Genomic DNA, 22,311 nt, shown 5'->3' with positions numbered 1-22,311 from the left:
GGACAAGTCGGGCCGACGGGCCTGCGGCGCTGGCCGAGTGCTAGGATGAGCGGGATTCGCGGAGAGGGGAGACCCATGCACGCCAAACGATGCCTCGTCTGCCTCGCCCTCGTGCTGGCGCTCGCCGCCGGCCAGGCCGCCGCCGACGACCATGCCCTGGCCATGCACGGCGAGCCGAAGTACGGCCCCGGGTTCGAGCACTTCGACTACGTCAACCCCGACGCTCCCAAGGGCGGTACCCTGCGGCTCGCCAACGTCGCCGCGTCCACCTTCGACAGCCTCCACCCCTTCATCCTCCGCGGCACGCCGGCCGCGGGCCTCGGCCTCGTCTACGACACCCTCACCGAGCGCTCTCTGGACGAGCCGTTCACGGAGTACGGCCTGCTCGCCGAGCGCATCCAGGTGGCCGAGGACAACAGCCACGTGCGCTTCACCCTGCGCGAGGCGGCGCGCTTCCACGACGGCGAGCCGGTGACCCCCGAGGACGTGGTCTTCACCTTCCAGCGCCTGAAGCAGGACGGCCATCCCCAGTATCGGCTCTACTACCGTGACGTCGAGCGCGCCGAGCAGACCGGGCCGCGGCAGGTGACCTTCCACTTCGCCACCACGCAGAACCCGGAGCTGCCGCTGATCATCGGCCAGATGCCGGTGCTGCCGCAGCACTACTGGGAGGACCGGGACTTCACCGCCACCACGCTGGAAGCGCCCCTCGGCAGCGGCCCCTATCGCGTGGTGGAGGTCGAGCCCGGCCGGCGCATCGTCTACGAGCGCGTGGCCGACTACTGGGCCGAGGATGTGCCGGTGAAACGCGGGCACCACAACATCGGGCGCATCAGCTACGACTACTATCGTGACGGCACCGTCGCCCTGCAGGCGCTGAAGGCCGGCGAGTACGACCTGCGCCAGGAAAACGTGGCCCGCAACTGGGCCACGGCCTATGACATCGACGCCGTGGAGCGCGGCCTGCTGCGCAAGGAGGAGATCCCCCACAGCCAGCCCGCCGGCATGCAGGGGTTCTTCTTCAACACCCGGCGGGAGATCTTCAGCGACCCGCAGGTGCGCGAGGCCCTGACCTACGCCTTCGATTTCGAGTGGACCAACGAGAATCTCTTCTATGGCGCCTACGAGCGCACCCGCAGCTACTTCGAGAACTCCGAGCTCGCCGCCACCGGGCTGCCGTCCGCGGCCGAGCTCGAGCTGCTGGAGCCGCACCGTGACCAGCTGCCCGAGCGGGTGTTCACCCAGGCCTACCAGCCCCCGAGTACCGAGGGCCGCTCGCTGCGCCAGAACCTGCGCGAGGCCATGGCGCTGCTGCGCGAGGCCGGCTGGCAGGTGCAGGACGGGGTCCTCACCCATCAGGAGAGCGGGCGCGAGATGCGCTTCGAGATCCTGCTGGTGAGCCCGTCATTCGAGCGCGTGGTGCTGCCCTTCGAGCAGAACCTGGAGCGGCTCGGTGCCGAGGTCTCGGTGCGCACGGTGGACCCCACCCAGTACCAGAACCGGATGGACCAGTTCGACTTCGACATGACCGTGCACGTGGCGCCGCAGTCCCTCTCCCCCGGCAACGAGCAGCGCGACTTCTGGAGCTGCGCCGCCGCCGAGACCCAGGGCAGCCGCAACGTTGCCGGCGTCTGCGATCCGGTGGTGGACGAGCTGGTGGAGCGGGTCATCGATGCGCCCACGCGCGAGGCGCTGGTGACCCGCACCCGGGCGCTGGACCGCGTGCTGCAGTACGGCTTCTACGCCGTGCCCAACTGGCATACCGACGTCTACCGCGTCGCCTATTGGGACCGCTTCGGCCGGCCCCCGCAGAACCCGCCCTACGGCCTTGCTCTGGATACCTGGTGGTACGACGAGGACAAGGCCGAGCGCGTCGACAACCGCTGACAGACCCTAACGGAGCAAACCCGGACATGACCGACGACGCCCTGGAGCACGGTGCCCGCGCCATCGAGGAGGAAGTAGGGCGGCTCGCCCGCGAGGCCGGCGTGGTGCTGGTGACCACACACTGGAACGGCGAGGAGGGGCTGCACCCGGAGGCGAGCACCCAGGTGCTGATGCTCACCGGCACGGCGCGCGTGGAGGAGGCCGTGCTGCGTACCGATGCCATCATCGCCGCCGCCGACAGCGGGCCGGATGCGGCGGCGGCGGCCGCGGTGAGGGGCGCCGTCGAGCAGCTCCGCCACAGCGAGCCCCACGGCGACGTACCCACCGGCGGAGGCGGCTGAGGCCCTAGGGAAGAGCACTCCCCGCCCATGTACGCCTATATCGCGCGCCGTCTGCTGCTGATGGTGCCCACGCTCCTCGGCGTGCTGCTGATCAACTTCGTGATCGTGCAGTTCGCCCCGGGCGGGCCCATCGAGCAGGTGGTGGCGCAGCTGCAGGGCACCGCCGAGTACTCCACCTCGCGTTTTTCCGGCGTGGCCGCCGACGAGGTGGCCGGCGAGAGCCGCGGCGGCCGCGGCCTTGATCCGGAGTTCATCGCCGAGCTGGAGGCACAGTTCGGCTTCGACCGCCCGGCCCACGAGCGCTTCCTGAAGATGCTCTGGGACTACGTGCGGCTGGATTTCGGCGAGAGCTTCTACCGCGACCGCAGCGTGCTCGAGCTGATCGGCGAGAAGCTGCCGGTGTCGGTGTCCCTGGGCGTCTGGACCCTGCTGCTGACCTACCTCATCTCCATTCCCCTCGGCATCCGCAAGGCCGTGCGCGACGGCTCCGTGTTCGATGTCTGGACCAGCGCGGTGGTGATCGTCGGCTACGCCATCCCGGGATTTCTGTTCGCCATCCTGCTGATCGTGCTGTTCGCCGGCGGCACCTATCTGGACTGGTTCCCCCTGCGCGGGCTGGTCTCCGACAACTGGGAGGAGCTCTCCTGGCCGGCGCGCATCGCCGACTACTTCTGGCACCTGACCCTGCCGGTGATCTCCATGGTCATCGGCGGCTTTGCCGGGCTCACCATGCTCACCAAGAACTCCTTCCTCGAGGAGATCCACAAGCAGTATGTGATGACGGCCCGGGCCAAGGGCGTCACCGAGCGCCGGGTGCTCTACGGGCACGTCTTCCGCAACGCCATGCTCATCGTCATCGCCGGCTTCCCGGCGGCGTTCGTCGGCGTGCTGTTCACCGGTGCGCTGCTGATCGAGGTGATCTTCTCGCTGGACGGGCTCGGGCTCCTGGGCTTTCAGGCGGTGGTCAACCGCGACTATCCGGTGGTGTTCGGGAGCCTGTTCATCTTCACCCTGGTGGGGCTCGCGCTGAACCTGCTCGGGGACCTGATGTACGTCGCGGTGGACCCGCGCATCGACTTCGAGACCCGCGAGGGCTGAGGGCGTGGCGCTCTCCCCCATCAACCAGCGCCGCTGGCAGCAGTTCCGCCGCAACCGCCGGGGCTGGTGGTCGCTGTGGCTGTTCACGGTGCTGTTCGTGCTCTCCCTCGGGGCGGAATTCCTCGCCAACGAGCGCCCGCTGCTGGTGCACTACGACGGCGAGCTCTACTTCCCGGTGCTGGTGAGCTACCCGGAGACCACCTTCGGCGGGGACTTCGCCACCGAGGCCGAATACCGCGACGAGTTCGTCCAGGAGCTGATCAACGAGCAGGGCTGGATGCTCTGGCCGCCCATCCGCTACCACTACCGCACCATCAACTACGACTCCCGCAGCGCCGCGCCGGCGCCGCCCTCGGCGGAGAACTGGCTCGGCACCGACGACCAGGCCCGGGACGTGCTGGCGCGGCTGATCTACGGCTTTCGCATCTCGGTGCTGTTCGGCCTCGCGCTCACCATCGCGAGCTCCCTCATCGGCGTCGCCGTGGGCGCGGTGCAGGGCTACTTCGGCGGCCGCATGGACCTCTTCGGCCAGCGCTTCATCGAGATCTGGGGCGGGCTGCCGGTGCTGTACCTGCTCATCATCATGTCCGGCTTCGTGCAGCCGAACTTCTGGTGGCTGCTGACCATCATGCTGCTGTTCAGCTGGACCCAGCTGGTGGGGGTGGTGCGCGCGGAGTTCCTGCGGGTGCGCAACTTCGACTACGTCAAGGCGGCGCGGGCGCTGGGCGTCTCCGACAGCGTCATCATCGTCCGCCACGCCCTGCCCAACGCCATGGTGGCCACCATCACCTTCATGCCGTTCATCCTCACCGGCTCCATCACCACCCTCACCTCGCTGGACTTCCTCGGCTTCGGTCTGCCGCCGGGCTCGCCGTCGCTGGGCGAGCTGCTGGCCCAGGGCAAGGCCAACCTGCAGGCGCCGTGGCTCGGGCTGACGGCGTTCTTCTCCCTCGCCATCATGCTCTCACTGCTGGTGTTCATCGGCGAGGCGGCGCGGGACGCCTTCGACCCGCGCAAGACGCTGCAGGGGGGCGCATGAGCGAGGCGCCGCTGCTCGCCATCCGCGGGCTGGACGTCACCTTCGGTCACGGCCCGGGGCGGGTGGTCGCCGCCGAGGGCGTGGATCTGACCCTCGCCGCCGGCGAGACCCTGGCGCTGGTGGGGGAGAGCGGCTCCGGCAAGTCGGTCACGGCGCTCTCCGTGCCGCGGCTGCTGCCCTATCCCTACGCCGCGCACCCCCGCGGCAGCATCCGCCTGCGCGGCGAGGAGCTGCTCACTGCCCCTGCGGAGCGGCTGCGCCAGCTCCGCGGCGGGGCCATGGGCATGGTCTTTCAGGAGCCCATGACCTCCCTCAACCCGCTGCATACCGTGGAGAAGCAGATCGGCGAGAGCCTGCGCATCCACCAGGGCATGACCCGGCAGCAGGCGCGGGAGCGTATCGTCGCGCTGCTGGAGCTGGTGCGGCTGCCGGAGGCGGCGAACCGGCTCAACGCCTTCCCCCACCAGCTCTCCGGCGGTCAGCGCCAGCGCGTGATGATCGCCATGGCGCTGGCCAACGACCCGGCGCTGCTGATCGCCGACGAGCCCACCACCGCGCTCGACGTCACTATCCAGGCCGAGATCCTGGAGCTGCTGGCGGACCTCAAGCGCCGCCTCGGCATGGCGCTGCTGTTCATCAGCCACGACCTCAACATCGTGCGCCGCATCGCCGACCGGGTAGCGGTGATGCAGCGCGGCCGCGTGGTGGAGCAGGGCAGCCTCGCCGAGGTGTTCGACCAACCCCGTCACGAGTACACCCGTTCGCTGCTCGCGGCCGAGCCCTCAGGCCGGCCGGCACCATCCGGCGGCGGCGCGCCGGTGATGGCGGCGGAGGACCTGCGGGTCTGGTTCCCGCGCCGGGGCGGCGTGCTGCACCGGGTGGTGGACCACCTGCGCGCCGTGGACGGCGTGAGCCTCAACGTGGGCCCCGGAGAGACGCTGGGCGTGGTGGGGGAGAGCGGCTCCGGCAAGACCACCCTCGGCATGGCGCTGCTGCGCCTGCAGTCGGCCACCGGCGCCATCCGCTTCGACGGCCGGGACATCAGCGGCCTCGGCAAGCGCGCCCTGCGACCGCTGCGGCGGGGGATGCAGGTGGTCTTCCAGGACCCCTACGGCAGCCTCAGCCCGCGCATGTCCGTGGAGCAGATCGTCGGCGAGGGCCTGGGCGTGCACCGCATCGGCGCCGACGCCGCCGAGCGCGGGCGGCTCGCCCGTGAGGCGCTGGCCGAGGTGGGCCTCGACCCGGCCATCGCCGAGCGCTTCCCGCACGAGCTCTCCGGCGGCCAGCGCCAGCGCGTCGCCGTCGCCCGCGCCGTGGTGCTGAAGCCGAGGCTCATCGTCCTCGACGAGCCCACCTCGGCGCTGGACCGCTCCGTGCAGAGCCAGCTCATCGATCTACTGCGCGACCTCCAGGCCCGCCACGGCCTCGCCTATCTCTTCATCAGCCACGATCTCAAGGTGGTCCGCGCCATGAGCCACCGCATCATGGTCATGCAGGCCGGCAAGGTGGTGGAGGCCGGCGAAGCCGAGCGCGTCTTCGACCGCCCCGAGCACCCCTACACGCAGCGCCTGATGGCGGCGGCGCTGGGCGCGCCGCAGTGGCAGGCGGCGAGTGGTAAGTAACAAGTTGCAAGCTGCAAGTAACAAGTGGCAAGGGACCCGTAGGTCGTGCACCGCCGCAGGCGGTGTGCGACATCCCGATGCTGTAGGAGCGGCGCCCCCGCCGCGAACCGCCTCGCAGCGGCGGTGCAAACTTGGAGCGATGATCACGGCCACGCCTTAGCCCCTCACCGAAAGGCGCTGAACCTTAAACATGGAACCCGAAACCCGAAACCGGCCCGCAAGGCCCCCGGCGCTCTGTTATTCTCCGCCCCCAGGAATGAAGCCACTCCCGCCCCGGTAGCGCCCCCCATGGACCCCGTCATCGCCCTCGTCGGCCGGCCCAACGTCGGCAAGTCGACCCTGTTCAACCAGCTCACGCGCACCCGCGACGCGCTGGTGGCGGACTTCCCCGGCCTCACCCGGGATCGCCAGTACGGGCGCGGGCGGGTCGGCCGGCGGCCCTACGTGGTCATCGATACCGGCGGCCTCGGCGAGCCCGACGACGGCGTCTACCACGGCATGCAGAGCCAGCCGCAGCGGGCGCTGGACGAAGCCGACCTGGTGCTCTTCCTCACCGACGCGCGCACCGGCGTCACCCCCGGCGACGAGGCCCTGGTGGCGGAGCTGCGCCGCCGGGGCAGGCCGGTGCAGCTGGTGGTCAACAAGATCGACGGGCTCGATGCCGACGTCGCCGGCGCCGACTTCCACAGCCTGGGCCTCGGCGAGCCGATGATGATCGCCGCCGCCCACGGCCGCGGCGTGCGCCGGCTGATGGACCACGTGCTGGATACCCTGCTGCCGGCGGAGGAGGACACGCTGGACCAGGCCGAGCTGCCGCCGGAGGAGGCGGAGGCCGAGGACGCCATCCGCGTCGCCGTCGTCGGACGCCCCAACGTCGGCAAGAGCACCCTGGTGAACCGCCTGCTCGGCGAGGAGCGGGTGCTCGTCTACGACATGCCCGGCACCACGCGGGACAGCATCTTCATCCCCTTCGAGCGCGACGGGCAGGCCTACACCCTCATCGACACCGCCGGCGTCCGCCGCCGGCGGCGAGTGCGCGAGGCGGTGGAGAAGTTCAGCGTGGTGAAGACGCTGCAGGCGGTGGAGGCCGCCCACGTCGTCATCATGGTGGTGGATGCCCGGGAGAACGTCTCCGAGCAGGATGCCCACCTCATCGGCCACGTGCTCGAAGCGGGCCGCGGCCTGGTGCTCGCCGTGAACAAGTGGGACGGCCTCACCCCCGACGAGCGCGACGACGTGCGCCGCGGCCTGGACGTGAAGCTCGGCTTCCTCGACTTCGCCCGGCCGCACTTCATCTCCGCATTGCACGGCAGCGGCGTCGGCCTGCTGCTGGACGCGGTGCGCGAGGTCCACGCCGCCGCCGGCCGCGACCTGGAGACCCCGCGGCTCAACGAGATCCTGGCCGACGCGGTGGAGGCCCACCAGCCGCCGCTGGTGCGCGGCCGGCGCATCAAGCTGCGCTACGCCCACCAGGGCGGCCGCAACCCGCCGACCATCGTCATCCACGGCAACCAGACCGCGGCCCTGCCGGACACCTACCGCCGGTATCTCACCAACCGCTTCCGCCGCGAGCTCAACCTCTGGGGCACGCCCATCGCCCTGGAATTCCGCACCGGCCAGAACCCCTACGCCGGCCGCCGCAACCGCCTCACCCCGAGGCAGCAGGCCAAGCGCAAGCGGATGCTGCGGCATATCAAGCGGTAGGCTCCGACCGTGGGGTGCCTCAACCCACCCCGGGCATCACCACCACCGACACGTTGTCCCGCCCGCCATGCCCGATGGCGGCGGTCACCAGCCGCCGGGCCGCGTCGGCCGGATCCGCCGCCTCGGCGAGGATGGATTCGATCTCGGCATCGTCCACCTCACCGGTCAGACCGTCGCTCGCGAGCAGCAGCCAGTCATCGGCCTCGAGGACGCTCTCGGTGCGCTCGGGGCGCACGTCCGGGTCCACGCCCACTGCCCGGGTCAGGTGATGCCGCTCCGGCGACATCCGTGCCTGCGCCGCCGTCATGCGGCCCTCGCTGACCGCCTCCTGGGCGGCGTTGTGGTCCCGCGTCAGGCGCTCGAGGGCGCCGGCATGGAAGCGGTAGGCCCGGGAATCCCCCACATGGGCGAGCACCACCCGCCCCGGCGCCCGGACCGCGACCACCAGGGTCGTCCCCATGCCCGCCGTTGAGCGGTGGCGCCGGCCGTGTGCCAGCAGCGTCTGATGCGCGAGCTGCGTCGCGCTCACGGGATCGCCGCCGGCCTCGAGCCAGTTCCCGCCCCCACTCTCGTTCCGCGCCATGTGCAGCACGGCCTCGACGGCCAGCCGGCTCGCCACGTCCCCGGCAGGGTGCCCGCCCAGCCCGTCCGCCACCACGGCGACACCGAGCGCGTCGTCCCAGTCGATGGCGTCCTCGTTGCGGGCGCGAACCCGCCCCACATGGCTGTAACCGGCAATCGCTACGGGCATAGGGCCTTCCGGCAGCGCCCCTGGGCGCGCGGGGAAAAATGGTGCCCCGGGCAGGACTCGAACCTGCGACCTATCGCTTAGGAGGCGATTGCTCTATCCGACTGAGCTACCGGGGCGTCGGCGCGCAGTATAACGTCGGACCGGTGCCCGGCTCACGCCCGGCCTGTTCCAGATCGGAGCGGCCTACGTTACGGTATCCATCAATATGGTTTCGTGGGGATATGGGCATGAAGACCACCTTGGAGCTGCCGGATGACCTGATGCGCGCCATCCGCGTTCGGGCCGCGCGCTCGGATCGTCGCCTCAAGGACGTCGTCGAGGAGCTGCTGCGCCGTGGAATGGAGTGCCCGCCAAACCAGCCGTCGAGCGATCCGGTGCAGCGCTGGCGCTCGGAGCTGGTTCTCGATGAAGACGGCCAATACACCAACCCCAAAGGCATCGAGGACGAGGCCTTTTTCGACGCGCTGGCGCAGCTGCGGGACGCCGACCGTGAGCAACCGCCGCGCGATCCCTTCAGCGAGCGCCGCTGATGTACCTGCTGGATACGAACATCCTGAGCGAGGTGGTGCGTCGGCATCCGGATGCCGGCGTCGTCCGGCGCCTTGGCGAGAACACGAGCGCGTCCCTGTTCGGCTCGGCGGTCACGCGCTACGAGCTCCGCTACGGTGCCGCCCTGCGTGACGACGCGGATGATTTCTGGGCGCGAATCGCGGATCAGCTCCTGCCCCTTGTCACCTGGGTGCCCGTCACCCAGGCCGTCGCCGAGCGAGCGGGCGTGCTCGCCGCCTCCCTGCGTCGGCAGGGACGCCCCTGCGGCAGCCTCGACCCGCTGCTCGCCGCGACGGCCCTGGAGGCCGGGCTCATCCTCGTCACCCGCAACACGCGGCACTTCGAGCCCGTTCCCGGTATCGCGGTCGAGAACTGGTTTGCTGCCGACTGAGCACCACACAGCCGTGAACTGCGTATGGCGGGAGCCTTCGGAAACCCGGAGTGCCCTGCGTATCATCTGCTTCCAGCGATCAACCGGAACAGCGAACCGGAAAGCCCCTTGAACACCGAGAACCACTCCCGGACGGCCGCCTTCATCTGGTCCGTGGCGGACCTGCTGCGCGGTGATCTGAAGCAATCCCAGTACGGGCGGGTGATCCTGCCGTTCACGTTGCTGGCCCGAGTTCGCGTACAAGGCGTGTGATCACGGCACCGGGGGTTAGCACACTTCGGGGTCGACGGTTAGCGGGTCGGGCAAGATAGAACGCAAGCCGCCTCGGGGCAGGGCTATGGAGAGTGGTATGGATGATTCAGGCAATTCCGATCGGCTCGCGGGCATCCGCCAGCGCCTGCGCGCCTTCGTCCGTGAGCGCGACTGGGAGCAGTTCCAGACCCCCAAGAACCTGGTCATGGCGCTCACGGGAGAGGTCGGAGAGCTCTCCGAAGAGTTCCAGTGGCTGACCGCGGAGCAATCTGACGGCCTGGACGACGATAAGCGGGATGCAGTGCAGGATGAGCTCGCAGACGTGCAGATTTACCTGTTGCTGCTGGCCGACCGCGTGGGCGTGGTCTGGAGGCGGCGGTGGAGCGGAAAATCGAGAAGAACGAGCACAAGCACCCGGTGAGCCGGGCGCGGGGGAGCGCCCGCAAGTACACTGAGCTCTGAGCGCATCGGGTAGCCGGCCGCGGGGGGCCGGGACGCATGCTGGTCTACAGCGGCGACAAGCGCACGTTCGTCGAGGACGTCAGAAAGAACCGCATCGCCGATCGCATTCCCGTAGCGGCAGGCGGATTCGCCGAGGGATTCGCGCAGACGGCGAACCTGCACGACGCGGAAACGTGGGTGGCTCTGCCCGACTTCTATCGCGCCCGACCGAACTTGTTCGTCGCCCGTGTCGAGGGCGAATCCATGAACCGCCGCATTCCGAACGGCGCCTATTGCCTGTTCGAGGCCAAGCCGGGCGGCAGCCGTAATGGCCGCGTAGTCCTCGTCTACCACCGCGATATCCAGGAACTGGACCACGGCGGCGGCTTGACCGTGAAGCTCTATCGCAGCGAAATGGTCTTGGACCCGGACAACGAGTGGCGCCACGATCGCATCACGCTGGCCTGTGACACCCTGGCCCCGGGTCACGAGGATATCGTCCTCGACGGCGACGACGCGGCCGAGCTGCAGGTCCTGGGCGTGTTCCGCGCGGTTCTGGATGCGCTGTAGTGCGCGGCGAAAGGCTGGGTAGGGCAGCAAGGGAGCCACAGAGGTGCCAGTCCGCCGCGTGGCACGCACCGTATGCAACGAAACCCATCGCCTCGGCTAACCATGCAACGTGGTAGGACGCGAATCTGCGAGACGCGAGTATGAAGCTTCGATCTCTGTGGCATGAGTGACCGGGATCGACCCAGGCTGTGTGAAAACCCGGGGTATACTGGGTTCCTCGGCGGTAAGGCGGGGACCAAGCGATGAAGCGCTTCGTTGTCGGCGAGGCCCGTGGTCAAAGCACCCTGTTCCCGGCTTACCTTGATGACTTCATCGCAGACGACAATCCGGTCCGGGCCGTCGAGGCGTTCGTGGAAGGTCTCAATCTCCGGGCCTTGGGCTTCGACGGTGTCGATCCGCACGCCACGGGCCGCCCCGCCTATCATCCCGCGACGCTGCTCAAGATCTACATCTACGGTTACCTGAATCGGATTCAGTCGAGCCGACGCCTGGAGCGCGAGACTCAGCGCAATGTCGAGCTCATGTGGCTGGCCGAGCGCCTGTCACCGGACTTCAAGACCATTGCCGACTTCCGCCGCGACAACGGCAAGGCGATCCGGGGGGTGTGCCGCGAGTTCGTGCTGCTGTGCCGGCGGCTGAATCTCTTCTCGCAGGCGTTGGTGGTCATCGACGGCAGCAAGTTCAAGGCAGTCAACAATCGCGACCGTAACTTCACCGCCGCCAAGATGAAGCGGCGCATGGAGCAAATCGAGCAGAGCATCGAGCGGTATCTCGGCCAGCTCGATTACGCCGATCGCGACGAGCCCTCGGTAGCGGAGGCGAAGACGACACGCCTCAAAGAGAAGATCGCACGACTCAAGGAGGAAGCGCAGCGCCTTGCGGCCATCGAAGTACAGCGCCGCCAGGCGTCCGATGAACAGATCTCGCTGACCGACCCGGACGCGCGCTCCATGGCCACCAGTGGCCGCGGCACCGGCATGGTGGGATACAACGTGCAGACCGCCGTGGACAGCGAGCACCACCTGATCGTCGCCCACGAGGTGACGAACATAGGTAACGATCGCGGGCAACTGGCCAGAATGGCCACGCAGGCCAAGGAAGCGCTGACAGCGGAGGAACTCACGGTGGTCGCCGACCGAGGCTACTTCAAGGGCGAGGAGATCCTCGCCTGCGAAACCGACGGCATCACCACCTATCTGCCCAAGCCCCAGACCTCGGGGAACCAGGCGAAGGGATTATTCCCGCGACACGCTTTCCGCTACCGGAGCGAAGACGACGAGTACGAATGCCCGGCCGGCGAGCGCCTCCGATGGCGATTCACCACCGTCGAGAAGGGACAGACGCTTCACTGCTACTGGAGTTCGGCCTGCCCTGGGTGTTCGCTGCGCCCCCGGTGTACCGGTGGTCAGCAACGGCGCATCAAGCGCTGGGAGCATGAAGCCGTGCTGGAGGCGGTCCAGGCAAGGCTCGAACGTCGCCCGGAGGTCATGCGCATCCGGCGGCAAACTGTCGAGCATCCATTCGGCACACTGAAATCCTGGATGGGCTCAACGCACTTCCTGACGAAGACGCTCGAGCACGTGAGCACCGAGATGAGCCTCCATGTGCTCGCCTACAACCTCAAACGGGTCGTCAACATCCTCGGTTGCAGACCCCTGGCCGAGGCCATGCAGATTTGAGTGGCAGGGCGGCATACCGTCCCGAAACCGCCCAACGGCCCTCCTAGGGAATAATCGGCCTGTAGATACATCGGCAGAGGAGTCTCTGCTGCGACCGGGTACAGATTCCGGCACGGCAGCTGTGGCTGCCCACCGCCGGTCCGGAACCGCCCTCTGCGCTGCTCAGAGGGTGTTTTCACACGGCCTGGACCCAAAGCGGCCGGATTCACCATGAACATGTTCGAATGTGATAACTGTCTCTTATCGCCGGATTCAGTGCATAGCGACTAACCATGAAGCTCGGAGTAATCGATTTCCCGAACGAGGTCGTTGACGCACTACGCGACGACCGACTCGTCGTGCTGGCCGGCGCGGGAGTGTCGATCGGCGCCCCATCAAACATGCCTAGCTTCGGAGAGCTTGTCGACGCCATCGCCCAGGGGACCGGCGAGTCCCCCGGCGAGAAGGAACCGCCAGACCGGTTCTTGGGAAGGTTGGGTGACGGTCGCAAGGTCGATGTTCATACGACGGCCGCGCGGGCCCTTTCAGGGAACCAAGGCGCTCCAAACGACCTCCACAGGGCGCTGGCGCGGTTATTTCGAGAAGCCGGTCGTATGCGAGTCGTTACGACGAACTTCGAGTTCCTCATAGAGGCAGCCGCAGAAGAAGCCCTAGGCCAACGCCCTCGATCATTCGAAGCACCGGCAATTCCCGTCGGGTCTGACTTTAGGGGCGTTGTGCATATCCATGGAGGGCTGAGTGACCCACACACCATGGTATTGACGGACGCAGACTTCGGTCGTGCCTACCTGCTGGAGGGATGGGCACGGCGATTCTTGGTGAGCCTATTCAGGCACTTCACGGTGCTCTTCGTCGGCTACAGCCATCAGGATGCGGTCGTGAACTACCTAGCCCGTGCCATTCCAGCGACGGGTGCGTACGGTCGATATGCGCTCATGGAGGTAACCGAGGATAGCCCAACTCGTTGGGACCTGCTTGGCGTTACAGCCATCCCGTACAAAAAGCAGCCGAACGAGGACAACCCTCATCAACGACTGTATGACGGTGTGGGAAAGCTTGCACAGCACGCTTCGAGAGGTGCTCTCGAGTGGCGCACGCAACTCAATGAGATCGCCGAAGCTGGTCCGCCCCAGGACGCGGAGTCGGTCGGGCAAATTGATCATGCGCTTACTGAATTCCATTTGACTCGTTTTCTCCTGGAAACTGCCACACACTCCGAATGGCCTAGGTGGCTCAACGAGCGTGGCTATCTTGACTCACTTTTCGACCAACCCGCCCTCTCGGAACAGGCACAGGAACTCGCCGCATGGCTCGCCAACACGTATGCCACCGCGAATGCATCGGTGATTTTCTCTCTGCTTGAGCGACATGGTGCACAGCTCAACCCTGCACTGTGGCAAGCACTGGTCCTCGCCCTCTACCGCGAAGACCGTAACGCCTATTCCGCTGAACTTCTGAGTCAATGGGTGTCTCTTCTGGTTGCTGCCGCGCCGAGGCAAATTGACCATCATCTCATGACGTTTCTCGCGGAACGCTGCACAGACAAGGGGTTGCTCCACTCGGTGTTGGACATATGGGCACTCCTAGTCACACCCCGCCTCCATCTGAGGCGACGCGTCGCCGTGGACGGCTCGGTTGGGGGCACGGTGGCTGTTGCCGGGGAAGTACGTCGACTCTCCACCGAATACGCGCTCACGGAACTGTGGGAACAGCGACTTAAACCTCATCTCTCGGAGTTTGCGGAGGAGGTACTGAGGGTATCTATACCTGCATTGGAGGCATCGCACAGAACGCTCGCGTGCTGGAGCCAAGCGGATCGGGGAGGGGACCCTGAGACTTGGCACAGATCGGCAATAGAGCATCATGAGCAAGATGAGCTTAGGGAACCGGTTGATGCAGTGATTGACTCAGCACGAGATGCGCTTGAGTCGCTGTCTGCGGCCAATTACGAGGGGGGCAAACGTTGGGTTCTCCAACTGCTAGATTCAAACGCGCCTCTGCTACGCCGGCTAGCTGCGCATGCGTTGAGCACCCTAACTCAGATGTCCTCGGACGATCGGCTGCAATTGCTTCTGAAGACTACGGGGCTCCATGAGGTATCGACTCATCACGAAGTGTATCGGTTAGCAAGGCTCTCGTACCCGGAAGCGGGGCAGAAGACTCGGCGGGACGTCCTAGATGCAATTGCGAGTTACCAATGGCCCGACCCTGATGATAAGAACGCTGAAACACTTGGCGCTCGCGTGCGTTTCAATTGGCTACACTGGCTCTATGAGTCCGTGCCTGATTGCGTTGAAACAAAGCGCGAGTTGGATGCACTATGGAAAGCGTTTCCCGAGTGGCAGCCTCAGGAACACCCTGACCTGACGTTCTGGATGAGCTCTGGCTGGGTGGGTGATCGTAGCCCTTGGAGCTCTGAGGAGCTTCTCAATAGTCCGGCGGAAGCATGGGTCAATAATCTCCTGGAGTTCCGAGGGGAAGGGCTACTTGGTCCAAACCGCGAAGGATTGTTAGCAGCGGTATCCAACGCCGTTCAAGAAAACTTCTATTGGTCCCTAGATCTCGCGACAGCTTTGTCGAACAAGAGTCGGTGGCAGACCGACCTTTGGCGCGCAATCCTGCGCGGTTGGCACCGGGCCGATCTCCAGATGGAAGACTGGGGGAACGTGATCCAGTGGCTCGAGATGCGGGAACTCCAGTGTGCCGACCCGCAAGGCGTAGCGGACTTACTGCGGCGATTGGTCGAGGACGCGAAACCGATAGCTGCTAGGTTTCAGACCAGAACCAACAGCATCGCGAGGCAGCTATGGAGCAGTTGCGATGAGCCAGTTCCGGGGAACAGGCCTGACGATTGGTTTGCAAAGGCTCTCAACTCCTTAGCCGGCACTCTAGCCCAGTACTGGCTCCATTCCATTGCAGTCTACCGCCAGCATGTCAATGAGGGGGGGGAGGGGCTGCCACTTGAGCACCGCAATGCCCTTACTACAGTCGCCGAAGATGAGAGTGTAGCCGGAGCGTATGCCCGCTCCATTCTGGCTAACCAACTGTTATTCCTCTTCAAGAACGACACCGAGTGGACAACAGAGCAACTCTTGCCTTGCTTTCTGCCAACTGCAGGCGAGGACTGTTTGCACCAGGCATGGGATGGCTTTCTCGCTGGGGCGCGCGTCAACCCTAAGCTCGCTGAAGCGATGGAGCCCGCGTTTCGAGAAGGCATAAGAGCACTGGATGGCTTGCTCGCCGAGAGAAGCGAAGGCTTTACGCGAGTACTAACCCTGCTGCTCATCTACCATCTAAATGATCCCCTTCAAGATTGGGTACCGGAATTCTTCCAACACGCTTCGCTGGAAGACAGAGGTACGTTCGCCGACCAGCTTGGTCGCCTGCTGCGACAGATGGAGAACCTTGCGCGGCGGGAGCTCTGGGGTCGATGGCTGCGTGAGTATTGGGAGAGGCGCCTCATGGCAATCCCTAGACCTATCGACGATGCAGAGCTACGTCATATGTGGGAATGGCCGCTCCACATGGGCGATTTGTTTCCGCACGCTGTCGACGTCGCAGTGCGCATGCGCCGAATTCCTATGGACCGCGCGCTAATCCCCCACACCCTGGTTGACTCCGAGTATTTGCAGCAGTATCCGGATGAGGTGGCGCGGTATCTTGTAGAGTTAGTTCGAGCCGGTCTTCCTCGCTGGGAATGCGGCGACCTTCGAAAAATCGCGCAGAGGCTTGACGAGTTGGGAGCTGCGCCCGAGAACCGAGCGGCACTCGCTGAGCAGATGGCTCGGATGGGCTGTACTTAGGAGAACAGGGGACGCCACAATAATCTAGGTGTCGAATTTCGGATTAATTTTGAACCATCATCCCTTTGGGTGCTGCGCCTGTGAGGCCGCAAGCGTCCACCCCTACAGAGCCCTAAGCCCTGATTATATTCCCTCTTTATTAGGTTTTTCGTCTAAACCCGTTCCACCGTAAGCGTCCGGCCAGCACCCACTTCTCGTTGTGACGTCGCCTCGCCGATGATCAGCGCTCACGCATAGGCGGGCACTTGTGAGGTGCCCACTTGGAGGCGAGGTGGACACCATCGATGGGGATCAGACGCTGAGCCGCCAGCGCCGGCGGCGCTTCAGCATTGAATACAAGCGCCGCCTCGTTGAGGAGAGCCTCGAGGGCCCGGACTCGGTCTCGGTGGTCGCGCGCCGCCACGACGTCAACGCCAACCAGCTCTTCCGCTGGCGCCGGCTCTACCGCCTCGGGGAACTTGGGGCGCCGAGTGAGGGTTCGGCGCTGAGCCTGCTGCCGGTGCGCCTGGCCGCCTCCGAGCCGCCGCCGGTGCCGCCGGAGGTGAAGAGCGCGGCGCCGTCGGGCAGCCTGGAGATCGTGCTCGCCGCCGGCCACCGCCTGGTGGTGCGCGGCGCGGCGGACGCCGCGGCCCTGCGCGTCGCGCTCGAGGTGCTCGGGCGATGATCGCGCTGCCCTCGGGGGTGCGCATCTACCTGGTGGCCGGCGTGACCGACATGCGCAAGGGCTTCGACGGGCTCGCGGCGCTGGTGCAGCAGGCGCTGGCGAAGAACGCCTTCTCGGGGCAGCTGTTCGTCTTCCGCGGCCGGCGCGGGGATCGGATCAAGGTGCTCTGGTGGGACGGCCAGGGGCTGTGCCTCTATGCCAAGCGCCTCGAGCGGGGCCGGTTCATCTGGCCGCAGGTGCGCGAGGGGGCGGTGCACCTCACCGCCGCACAGCTCTCGATGCTGCTCGAGGGCATCGACTGGCGCCTCCCGCAGCGCACCTTCGACCCGCAATGCGCGGCCTGAATCGATCCGAAAAAGAGCGACTTGGCCGATCTGCCCGGGTATAATTAGCCGGTGCAATCCACCACTCCCCATCCGCCTGACGCCCTGCCCGTCGACGCCGCGGCGCTGCGCGAGCTGCTGCTCGCGAGCCGCGCGGAGCTTGCCGCCTCGCAGGCGACGGTGCGCCGCCAGGCCGAGGAGCTCGAGCGGCTGCGCCTGCAGCTCGCGAAGCTGCGCCGGATGCAGTTCGGGCGCTCCTCGGAGCGGCTGCAGGCGCAGATCGCGCAGCTCGAGCTCGCCATCGAGGCGCTTGGCGGGGAGCCGGCCGGGGAAGCGGTGGCGGCTCCCCCTGCCACCAAGCCGGCACGGCAGAGCGCGCCGCGCACCCCGCGGGCGCTGCCGGCGCACCTGCCGCGTGAGACCCAGCGCCATGAGGGCCCCTGCGCCTGCCCGAGCTGCGGCGGGGTGCTGGTCACCTTCGGTGAGGACGTCTCGGAGGTGCTCGAGTACGTACCGGCCTCCTTCCGGGTGATCCGCCACGTGCGCCCCAAGCAGCGCTGCCGCGCCTGCGCGGCGGTGGTGCAGGCGCCGGCTGCGGAGCGGCCCATCGCCCGAGGGCTCGCCGGCCCGGGGCTGCTCGCCCACGTGCTCGTGGCGAAGTACTGCGATCACCTGCCGCTCTACCGCCAGGCGCAGATCTATGCCCGCGAGGGCGTTGCCATCGAGCGCTCCACGCTCGCCGACTGGGTGGGCGCGGCGAGCGCGCTGCTCGCCCCGCTCGGCGAGGCGCTGGAGCGCCACGTCCTCGGTGGCGCGAGCCTGCACGCCGACGACACGCCGGTGCCGGTGCTCGATCCCGGGCGCGGGCGCACGCGCACCGCGCGCCTGTGGACCTACGTGCGCGAGGAGCGCGGCTGGGGCGGCGCGGCCGCCCCCGCGGTGGTCTTCCGCTACAGCGCCGACCGCAAGGGCATCCACCCCCAGCGCCACCTGGCCGGCTACCGCGGCACGCTCCAGGCCGACGGCTATGCCGGCTTCGGGGCGCTGTACGCCAGCGGGCGCATCGAGGAGGCGGCGTGCTGGGCGCACGTGCGCCGCAAGTTCCACGACGTGGCCGCGGCCACCGACTCGCCGCTCGCGCGCGAGGCGCTCGCGCGCATCGGCGCGCTCTACGCGCTGGAGGCCGAGATCCGTGGCCGCCCGGCCGAGGTGCGCCGCGCTGCCCGCGAGGCCCGCGCCGGCCCGCTCGTTGCCGGGCTCAGAACCTGGCTCGAGGAGATCCTGCGCACGCTCTCGGCAAAATCCGCGCTCGCCGCGGCAGCGGGCTATGCCCTTGGCCGCTGGGAGGCGCTTGCGCGCTACCTCGGCGACGGGCGGCTTGAGATCGACAACAACGCCGCCGAGCGGGCGCTGCGCACGGTCGCCCTCGGGCGCAAGAACTACCTGTTCATGGGCTCCGACCACGGCGGGGAGCGCGCCGCACTGATCTACAGCCTCATCGGCAGCGCCCGACTCAATGGGCTCGACCCCTTCGCCTACCTGCGTACGGTGCTCGAGCGCATCGCCGAGCATCCGATCCGGGAGATCGACGCGCTGCTGCCCTGGAACCTGGCCGCCGAGCTGGGCGACCATCGCCGTCAGGCTGCCTGAGCGAAGATCCCATGACCGAGCCCCCGCCACCGGCACTGCCGAACATCGAGGCCCTGATCGAGGAGGATGGCCAGATCACGGTCGGCCACCTCGACCCGGTCGGCGTCGTCGCCATCGCCAACGACGAGCACAACGCCCTGGCCATGCTGCGGCGTCGCCGGGGTGAGAACCTCGCCGCGCTGCTGCGCCGGCTCGACGCCGCCGTCCACCTCGCGCTCGAGGAAGGCGAGCGCACCGACGAGATCAACCCGCCGCGTTAGACCATCCGCCGGCCTGCGCAAGGGGTGGTCGTCGTACGCTTACGTTCCACCTCTCAACGATGTGGCTTCCGCACTACTATTGGGATCCAAGGCTAGGTTTTTCATCAAGCACGCAGCATGAGTGCCGACCGGCCGCTCATGGCCGGTTGATGCCGCTCAGGGGCCGCGATACTTCGGGTTGCCGGTGAACGGTTGTGTCAGCACTCAGCTTGCTCTGCGAGTCGTAGGACAGCTTGGGCCCACGGTATCGGGACGCCGGGCGGTGGGATGTGAGGAGGTTGCCCGCGGGCACGATCAGAACGAGCTACGCCAGTTACCGGCTCAACGCACTGCCTGCACCAGGATATAGAGCCCGAGGCCAAGCAGCGCGAGGAAGAACACCCGCCGGAACACGGGTTCCGGCAGGCGGTGGCGCAGGCGGCGTCCCAGAGCCATGCCGAGCAGCGCGGGCAGCACCGCGCCGGTGGAGAGCAACCCGGTGTCCCAGCCGAGGAGCTGTTGGCCGCCGAGTGCGAGGGCCAGCGCCAGGGTCGAGGCCGTGAACAGCATGCCCATGGCCTGCACGAGCTGGTCCCGCGGCAGGCCTAGGCCCTGCAGATAGAGCACGCCGGGAAAGGCGAATGCGCCGGTCATGCCGGTGAGCACGCCGTTGATGCCGCCTAGCAGTGGTCCGGCCCAGCGCTCCGTCGCCGGTGGTATGCGCACCGCCGCTCGCATCAGGGCAAACAGGGCATAGGCGGCAAGCAGAACCCCGAGCAGCCCGGAGAGCCAGGCCACATCGATCCGCCGGAGGGCGAGGGCGCCGACCCACACGGTGAGGGTGGCGGCGAGCAGGAAGGGCCAGACCCGCGCCAGGGTGCGGCGGCCGTAGCCGCCGCTCAGGGCCTGCCAGACGTTGGTCACCAGCGAGGGCATGATCAGCAGGGCCATGGCGCTGTGCAGACCCTGGGTGGCGGTAAGCAGGGCGAGGGCGATGCTGGGCAGGCCGAGCCCCACCACGCCCTTTACCGCGCCAGCGAGCAGGAAGGTGAGCGTAACGGCGAGCACAGTGGCGGCATCGGGCATGCCGCAGGATGTTGCGCTGCGCGGGTGCGTCGCGTCCAGATGCCGCGCCGGGCGGGCTCCGAAGCCTTGATCCGGCAGGCCGTGGCAACGATCGGCCTGCCCGTTGTTCCCATGAGCGAAGTCAAGCCCCGACGGTAGCCGGCGTGGCAGAGTCAGTGGGCATGGGCACACGAGGGGAAGCGAAGGGGCATGAACATGAAAAGGCACTGGGTACTGCCGGGGCTGCCCGCCGGGGTTCTGGCGTCGGCTCCAATCCAGGCGTGGGCGCAATCCGGAGGAGGCGCCTACGAGCGTGGCTATGGGCCCCACATGATGGACTGGGGCGCGGGATGGTACGGGATGTTCCTCGGGCCGCTCATGATGATTCTGGTGCTGGTGGTTGTGGTCGCCGTCGCCGTGATGCTCGTTCGCTGGCTCGGCGGGTCGGGGCAGGGGCCTCAGCCACCGCAGCACAGCCAGCCCGGACGGACACCGCTGGATATCCTGAAGGAGCGCTATGCGCGCGGCGAGATCGACACCCAGGAGTTCGAGGAACGCCGCCGCGTGCTGGGTGAGTAAGGCACCGTCCCGCTTCCGATCTCCATAGAGTTCGGGGTCGGTGAGCGCGTGCGCCCGTCAACCCGGTGACGCACGGTCTATATTTCCTTCGGGTGCCGCGCAATCGTCCGCGACTACCTCGGGCCGGCGCCGTCCGCCGGTCGGCCCGGTGGACCGGTTGTCCCTCCATGACCGCTCCCCGCGGCTGCGATCAAGGAGAGTCGTGATGTGGGACTGGATCAAGAAGGCGGCCGGTGCCGTGCTGGAGACCGGCGCCGAGTACCTGCGCCATCTCAACGCCATCCAGCAGATCATGAACGCGCCCAGCTACGAGGCCGCCGTGGAACGGCTTCGCAGCCATGTCTTCGGCATGGACGGTGAAGCCGAGTACCGGCTGTTCATGACCGTGGTGGGCCAGCAGATCCAGCAGGCCGAGCAGGCGCTGCAGCAGGCCCGCGAGAATCCGGGTGGCGAGTCCTGGGGCAACAGCTTCGAGGACCGCATGGCCCAGCACATGGCCGAGATTCAGGCCGGCTATCATGCCGGCAACAGCCCCCACGTGCAGGCCGCCGAGAAGCGACTCCACGATCTGAACCTGCTGGCGCGGTACGCCCAGCAGTTCTGGCAGGAGCGCGCGCCCGAGCTCCAGGCTCCGGACCCGTCGCCCCCGTCGACGGAGCCGGAGGTGGCGGAACCTGACGAGCCCGCCCCGGCTGAGCGGATGGCGGCGTTCCAGCGCCACGCCCGCGCCATACTGGGCGACCCCGTGCCCGCCGCGCCGGGCGCCGATGCCGCCCCGGCGCCGCTCGGCGAGATCGAAGCCCTGCAGGCCATGCTCGCCGCCGACCGCCGGCTGACCCGCGGCATGATGGCCACGATGCCGGGGTCGGCCAGCGCCGAGATCGTCGAGGAGCTCTCCGATCTGCATGGCACCTACGCCCGGATCCTGCGTGACGCCCCGAGCGACTCCCGGCTGATCGAGCCCGCGGACCTGCGGCGCAAGATGGGGCAGTGTCAGGAGCTCGCCGGGCGCGCCTGCGAGTCCCTGCGCGATGACGCCGCGGCCCTGGAGCGCTACGAGCGGGCGCTGGCGGAGTTCCGGCAGGCCGGGGACGGCGCGGAAGCCGAGCGCATGGAGCGCAAGATCCGTGACCTGCAGATACTCCTGTCCGGCGACCATGACGCCGAGATCCTGGCGATTCAGGAGCGCCTGGACACGGTTGCCCGGCCGTCCCTGGAGGCAGCGGAGCTGCTGATCGCGCTGGGTGTGGCCTGCACCCATGCCGGCGATGCCTTCGCCGGCCGCGAGCATCTCCATCAGGCCGAGACGATGCTGCGCGCCATGGGCATCGAGCCACCATCGGCGGAGCAGCTTGCCAGCGACCTGTTCGGGTCCATGCAGGCCCTGCTCGGCGGGGCCGCGGGCACCACTCCCGCCCCGATCGAGGCCAGCATGAAGGTGCGGGCGGTCTACAAGCAGCTGTATCAGGCCCTGTCCGCGGCCTACCGGGACTCGGACCCGGCGGATGCGGACTTCGAGGAGAACCTGGCGCTGGCCGACCGCTACCTGAAGGCGTGGGAAGCCATGGACAGCCGGCAGCAGAGCGATGCCTTCAGCGCAAAGGCCATGGACTATCTGCGCTCTCAGGGCCACGGCCCGGCAAAGGACTAGCGCGGCGGCCCGG

The 22,311-nt window shown here is 67.6% G+C and carries 19 protein-coding genes, 1 tRNA gene and 2 pseudogenes; 19 read left to right on the top strand and 3 right to left on the bottom strand.

Annotated features, from left to right (window positions below; genetic code table 11):
- Positions 1 to 75 precede the first annotated feature (75 nt).
- The 6 genes from LMH63_RS13400 to der all read left to right on the top strand — a co-directional run bounded on the left by LMH63_RS13400 (position 76) and on the right by der (position 7,691).
- Positions 76 to 1,887, top strand: coding sequence for an extracellular solute-binding protein (locus tag LMH63_RS13400; RefSeq protein WP_109679936.1), 1,812 nt, complete (start codon positions 76 to 78; stop codon positions 1,885 to 1,887).
- 26 nt (positions 1,888 to 1,913) lie between these two features.
- Positions 1,914 to 2,228, top strand: coding sequence for a hypothetical protein (locus tag LMH63_RS13395; protein WP_109679937.1), 315 nt, complete (start codon positions 1,914 to 1,916; stop codon positions 2,226 to 2,228).
- 27 nt (positions 2,229 to 2,255) lie between these two features.
- Positions 2,256 to 3,326, top strand: coding sequence for a microcin C ABC transporter permease YejB (locus tag LMH63_RS13390; protein ID WP_109679938.1), 1,071 nt, complete (start codon positions 2,256 to 2,258; stop codon positions 3,324 to 3,326).
- A gap of 4 nt (positions 3,327 to 3,330) precedes the next feature.
- Positions 3,331 to 4,365, top strand: coding sequence for an ABC transporter permease (locus LMH63_RS13385; RefSeq protein WP_109679939.1), 1,035 nt, complete (start codon positions 3,331 to 3,333; stop codon positions 4,363 to 4,365).
- The gene (locus LMH63_RS13380; protein ID WP_109679940.1) at positions 4,362 to 5,987 is read left to right on the top strand and encodes an ABC transporter ATP-binding protein; all 1,626 of its coding nucleotides are present in this window, start codon (positions 4,362 to 4,364) and stop codon (positions 5,985 to 5,987) included. The genes LMH63_RS13385 and LMH63_RS13380 overlap by 4 nt, the downstream gene beginning before the upstream one ends.
- A 288-nt stretch (positions 5,988 to 6,275) precedes the next feature.
- Positions 6,276 to 7,691, top strand: coding sequence for a ribosome biogenesis GTPase Der (gene der, locus LMH63_RS13375; RefSeq protein WP_109679941.1), 1,416 nt, complete (start codon positions 6,276 to 6,278; stop codon positions 7,689 to 7,691).
- A 19-nt stretch (positions 7,692 to 7,710) separates the two neighbouring features.
- Here the strand turns inward: der and LMH63_RS13370 are convergent, their stop codons facing one another.
- The gene (locus LMH63_RS13370) at positions 7,711 to 8,442 is read right to left on the bottom strand and encodes a PP2C family protein-serine/threonine phosphatase (protein ID WP_109679942.1); all 732 of its coding nucleotides are present in this window, start codon (positions 8,440 to 8,442) and stop codon (positions 7,711 to 7,713) included.
- A gap of 39 nt (positions 8,443 to 8,481) precedes the next feature.
- Positions 8,482 to 8,558: transfer RNA gene (locus LMH63_RS13365), tRNA-Arg, on the bottom strand.
- A gap of 111 nt (positions 8,559 to 8,669) precedes the next feature.
- Here LMH63_RS13365 and LMH63_RS13360 point away from each other — a divergent pair.
- The 11 genes and pseudogenes from LMH63_RS13360 (at position 8,670) to LMH63_RS13310 (ending at position 19,024) form a co-directional block, all read left to right on the top strand.
- Positions 8,670 to 8,972: a hypothetical protein gene (locus LMH63_RS13360; protein WP_109679943.1), complete on the top strand. Its 303-nt coding sequence runs from the start codon at positions 8,670 to 8,672 to the stop codon at positions 8,970 to 8,972.
- Complete coding sequence (locus LMH63_RS13355; protein WP_109679944.1) at positions 8,972 to 9,382, top strand: type II toxin-antitoxin system VapC family toxin; 411 nt, start codon at positions 8,972 to 8,974, stop codon at positions 9,380 to 9,382. The genes LMH63_RS13360 and LMH63_RS13355 overlap by 1 nt, the downstream gene beginning before the upstream one ends.
- Before the next feature lie 108 nt (positions 9,383 to 9,490).
- A pseudogene (locus LMH63_RS13350) lies at positions 9,491 to 9,616 on the top strand (type I restriction-modification system subunit M N-terminal domain-containing protein); the annotation flags it as partial.
- Positions 9,617 to 9,719: 103 nt separating this feature from the next.
- Positions 9,720 to 10,096 (top strand): annotated as a pseudogene (locus tag LMH63_RS13345) (nucleotide pyrophosphohydrolase).
- Positions 10,097 to 10,132: 36 nt separating this feature from the next.
- Entirely contained in the window at positions 10,133 to 10,645 is a 513-nt protein-coding gene (locus tag LMH63_RS13340) for a S24 family peptidase (RefSeq protein WP_109679945.1), read from the top strand.
- 242 nt (positions 10,646 to 10,887) lie between these two features.
- Complete coding sequence (locus tag LMH63_RS13335; RefSeq protein WP_109680425.1) at positions 10,888 to 12,324, top strand: IS1182 family transposase; 1,437 nt, start codon at positions 10,888 to 10,890, stop codon at positions 12,322 to 12,324.
- Between the two features lie 272 nt (positions 12,325 to 12,596).
- Positions 12,597 to 16,127 (top strand): SIR2 family protein, encoded by a 3,531-nt coding sequence (locus LMH63_RS13330; RefSeq protein ID WP_109680404.1) that lies wholly within the window; start codon positions 12,597 to 12,599, stop codon positions 16,125 to 16,127.
- Positions 16,128 to 16,398: 271 nt separating this feature from the next.
- On the top strand, positions 16,399 to 16,791 hold the full coding sequence (tnpA, locus tag LMH63_RS19400; protein WP_146205305.1) for an IS66-like element accessory protein TnpA: 393 nt from the start codon (positions 16,399 to 16,401) through the stop codon (positions 16,789 to 16,791).
- Complete coding sequence (tnpB, locus tag LMH63_RS13320; protein ID WP_109680413.1) at positions 16,788 to 17,135, top strand: IS66 family insertion sequence element accessory protein TnpB; 348 nt, start codon at positions 16,788 to 16,790, stop codon at positions 17,133 to 17,135. The genes tnpA and tnpB overlap by 4 nt, the downstream gene beginning before the upstream one ends.
- An 84-nt stretch (positions 17,136 to 17,219) precedes the next feature.
- Positions 17,220 to 18,764 carry an IS66 family transposase gene (tnpC, locus tag LMH63_RS13315; RefSeq protein ID WP_373317936.1) on the top strand — a complete coding sequence of 515 codons (1,545 nt, stop codon included), beginning with the start codon at positions 17,220 to 17,222 and terminating at the stop codon, positions 18,762 to 18,764.
- An 11-nt stretch (positions 18,765 to 18,775) separates the two neighbouring features.
- Positions 18,776 to 19,024 carry a hypothetical protein gene (locus LMH63_RS13310; RefSeq protein WP_109680411.1) on the top strand — a complete coding sequence of 83 codons (249 nt, stop codon included), beginning with the start codon at positions 18,776 to 18,778 and terminating at the stop codon, positions 19,022 to 19,024.
- 321 nt (positions 19,025 to 19,345) lie between these two features.
- On the opposite strand, the gene LMH63_RS13305 is transcribed toward LMH63_RS13310, so the two are convergent.
- Entirely contained in the window at positions 19,346 to 20,089 is a 744-nt protein-coding gene (locus LMH63_RS13305; RefSeq protein WP_109677217.1) for a sulfite exporter TauE/SafE family protein, read from the bottom strand.
- Positions 20,090 to 20,278: 189 nt separating this feature from the next.
- Here LMH63_RS13305 and LMH63_RS13300 point away from each other — a divergent pair, with 189 nt between their 5' ends.
- Positions 20,279 to 20,647: an SHOCT domain-containing protein gene (locus LMH63_RS13300; protein WP_199225610.1), complete on the top strand. Its 369-nt coding sequence runs from the start codon at positions 20,279 to 20,281 to the stop codon at positions 20,645 to 20,647.
- A 205-nt stretch (positions 20,648 to 20,852) separates the two neighbouring features.
- Positions 20,853 to 22,298 carry a hypothetical protein gene (locus LMH63_RS13295; protein ID WP_109677219.1) on the top strand — a complete coding sequence of 482 codons (1,446 nt, stop codon included), beginning with the start codon at positions 20,853 to 20,855 and terminating at the stop codon, positions 22,296 to 22,298.
- Positions 22,299 to 22,311 lie beyond the last annotated feature (13 nt).

The organism is Spiribacter halobius (assembly GCF_020883455.1).
Classification (GTDB): Bacteria; Pseudomonadota; Gammaproteobacteria; order Nitrococcales; family Nitrococcaceae; genus Sediminicurvatus; species Sediminicurvatus halobius.
The sequence above is the reverse complement of the archived record's forward strand: the minus strand, read 5'-3'. Positions and strand labels throughout refer to the sequence as shown.

Coding starts and splice junctions, on each gene's coding strand:
- LMH63_RS13400 (WP_109679936.1), top strand. CDS start 76: ATGCACGCCAAACGATGCCTCGTCTGCCTCGCCCTCGTGCTGGCGCTC.
- LMH63_RS13395 (WP_109679937.1), top strand. CDS start 1,914: ATGACCGACGACGCCCTGGAGCACGGTGCCCGCGCCATCGAGGAGGAA.
- LMH63_RS13390 (WP_109679938.1), top strand. CDS start 2,256: ATGTACGCCTATATCGCGCGCCGTCTGCTGCTGATGGTGCCCACGCTC.
- LMH63_RS13380 (WP_109679940.1), top strand. CDS start 4,362: ATGAGCGAGGCGCCGCTGCTCGCCATCCGCGGGCTGGACGTCACCTTC.
- der (WP_109679941.1), top strand. CDS start 6,276: ATGGACCCCGTCATCGCCCTCGTCGGCCGGCCCAACGTCGGCAAGTCG.
- LMH63_RS13370 (WP_109679942.1), bottom strand. CDS start 8,442: ATGCCCGTAGCGATTGCCGGTTACAGCCATGTGGGGCGGGTTCGCGCC.
- LMH63_RS13360 (WP_109679943.1), top strand. CDS start 8,670: ATGAAGACCACCTTGGAGCTGCCGGATGACCTGATGCGCGCCATCCGC.
- LMH63_RS13355 (WP_109679944.1), top strand. CDS start 8,972: ATGTACCTGCTGGATACGAACATCCTGAGCGAGGTGGTGCGTCGGCAT.
- LMH63_RS13340 (WP_109679945.1), top strand. CDS start 10,133: ATGCTGGTCTACAGCGGCGACAAGCGCACGTTCGTCGAGGACGTCAGA.
- LMH63_RS13335 (WP_109680425.1), top strand. CDS start 10,888: ATGAAGCGCTTCGTTGTCGGCGAGGCCCGTGGTCAAAGCACCCTGTTC.
- LMH63_RS13330 (WP_109680404.1), top strand. CDS start 12,597: ATGAAGCTCGGAGTAATCGATTTCCCGAACGAGGTCGTTGACGCACTA.
- tnpB (WP_109680413.1), top strand. CDS start 16,788: ATGATCGCGCTGCCCTCGGGGGTGCGCATCTACCTGGTGGCCGGCGTG.
- LMH63_RS13310 (WP_109680411.1), top strand. CDS start 18,776: ATGACCGAGCCCCCGCCACCGGCACTGCCGAACATCGAGGCCCTGATC.
- LMH63_RS13305 (WP_109677217.1), bottom strand. CDS start 20,089: ATGCCCGATGCCGCCACTGTGCTCGCCGTTACGCTCACCTTCCTGCTC.
- LMH63_RS13300 (WP_199225610.1), top strand. CDS start 20,279: ATGAACATGAAAAGGCACTGGGTACTGCCGGGGCTGCCCGCCGGGGTT.
- LMH63_RS13295 (WP_109677219.1), top strand. CDS start 20,853: ATGTGGGACTGGATCAAGAAGGCGGCCGGTGCCGTGCTGGAGACCGGC.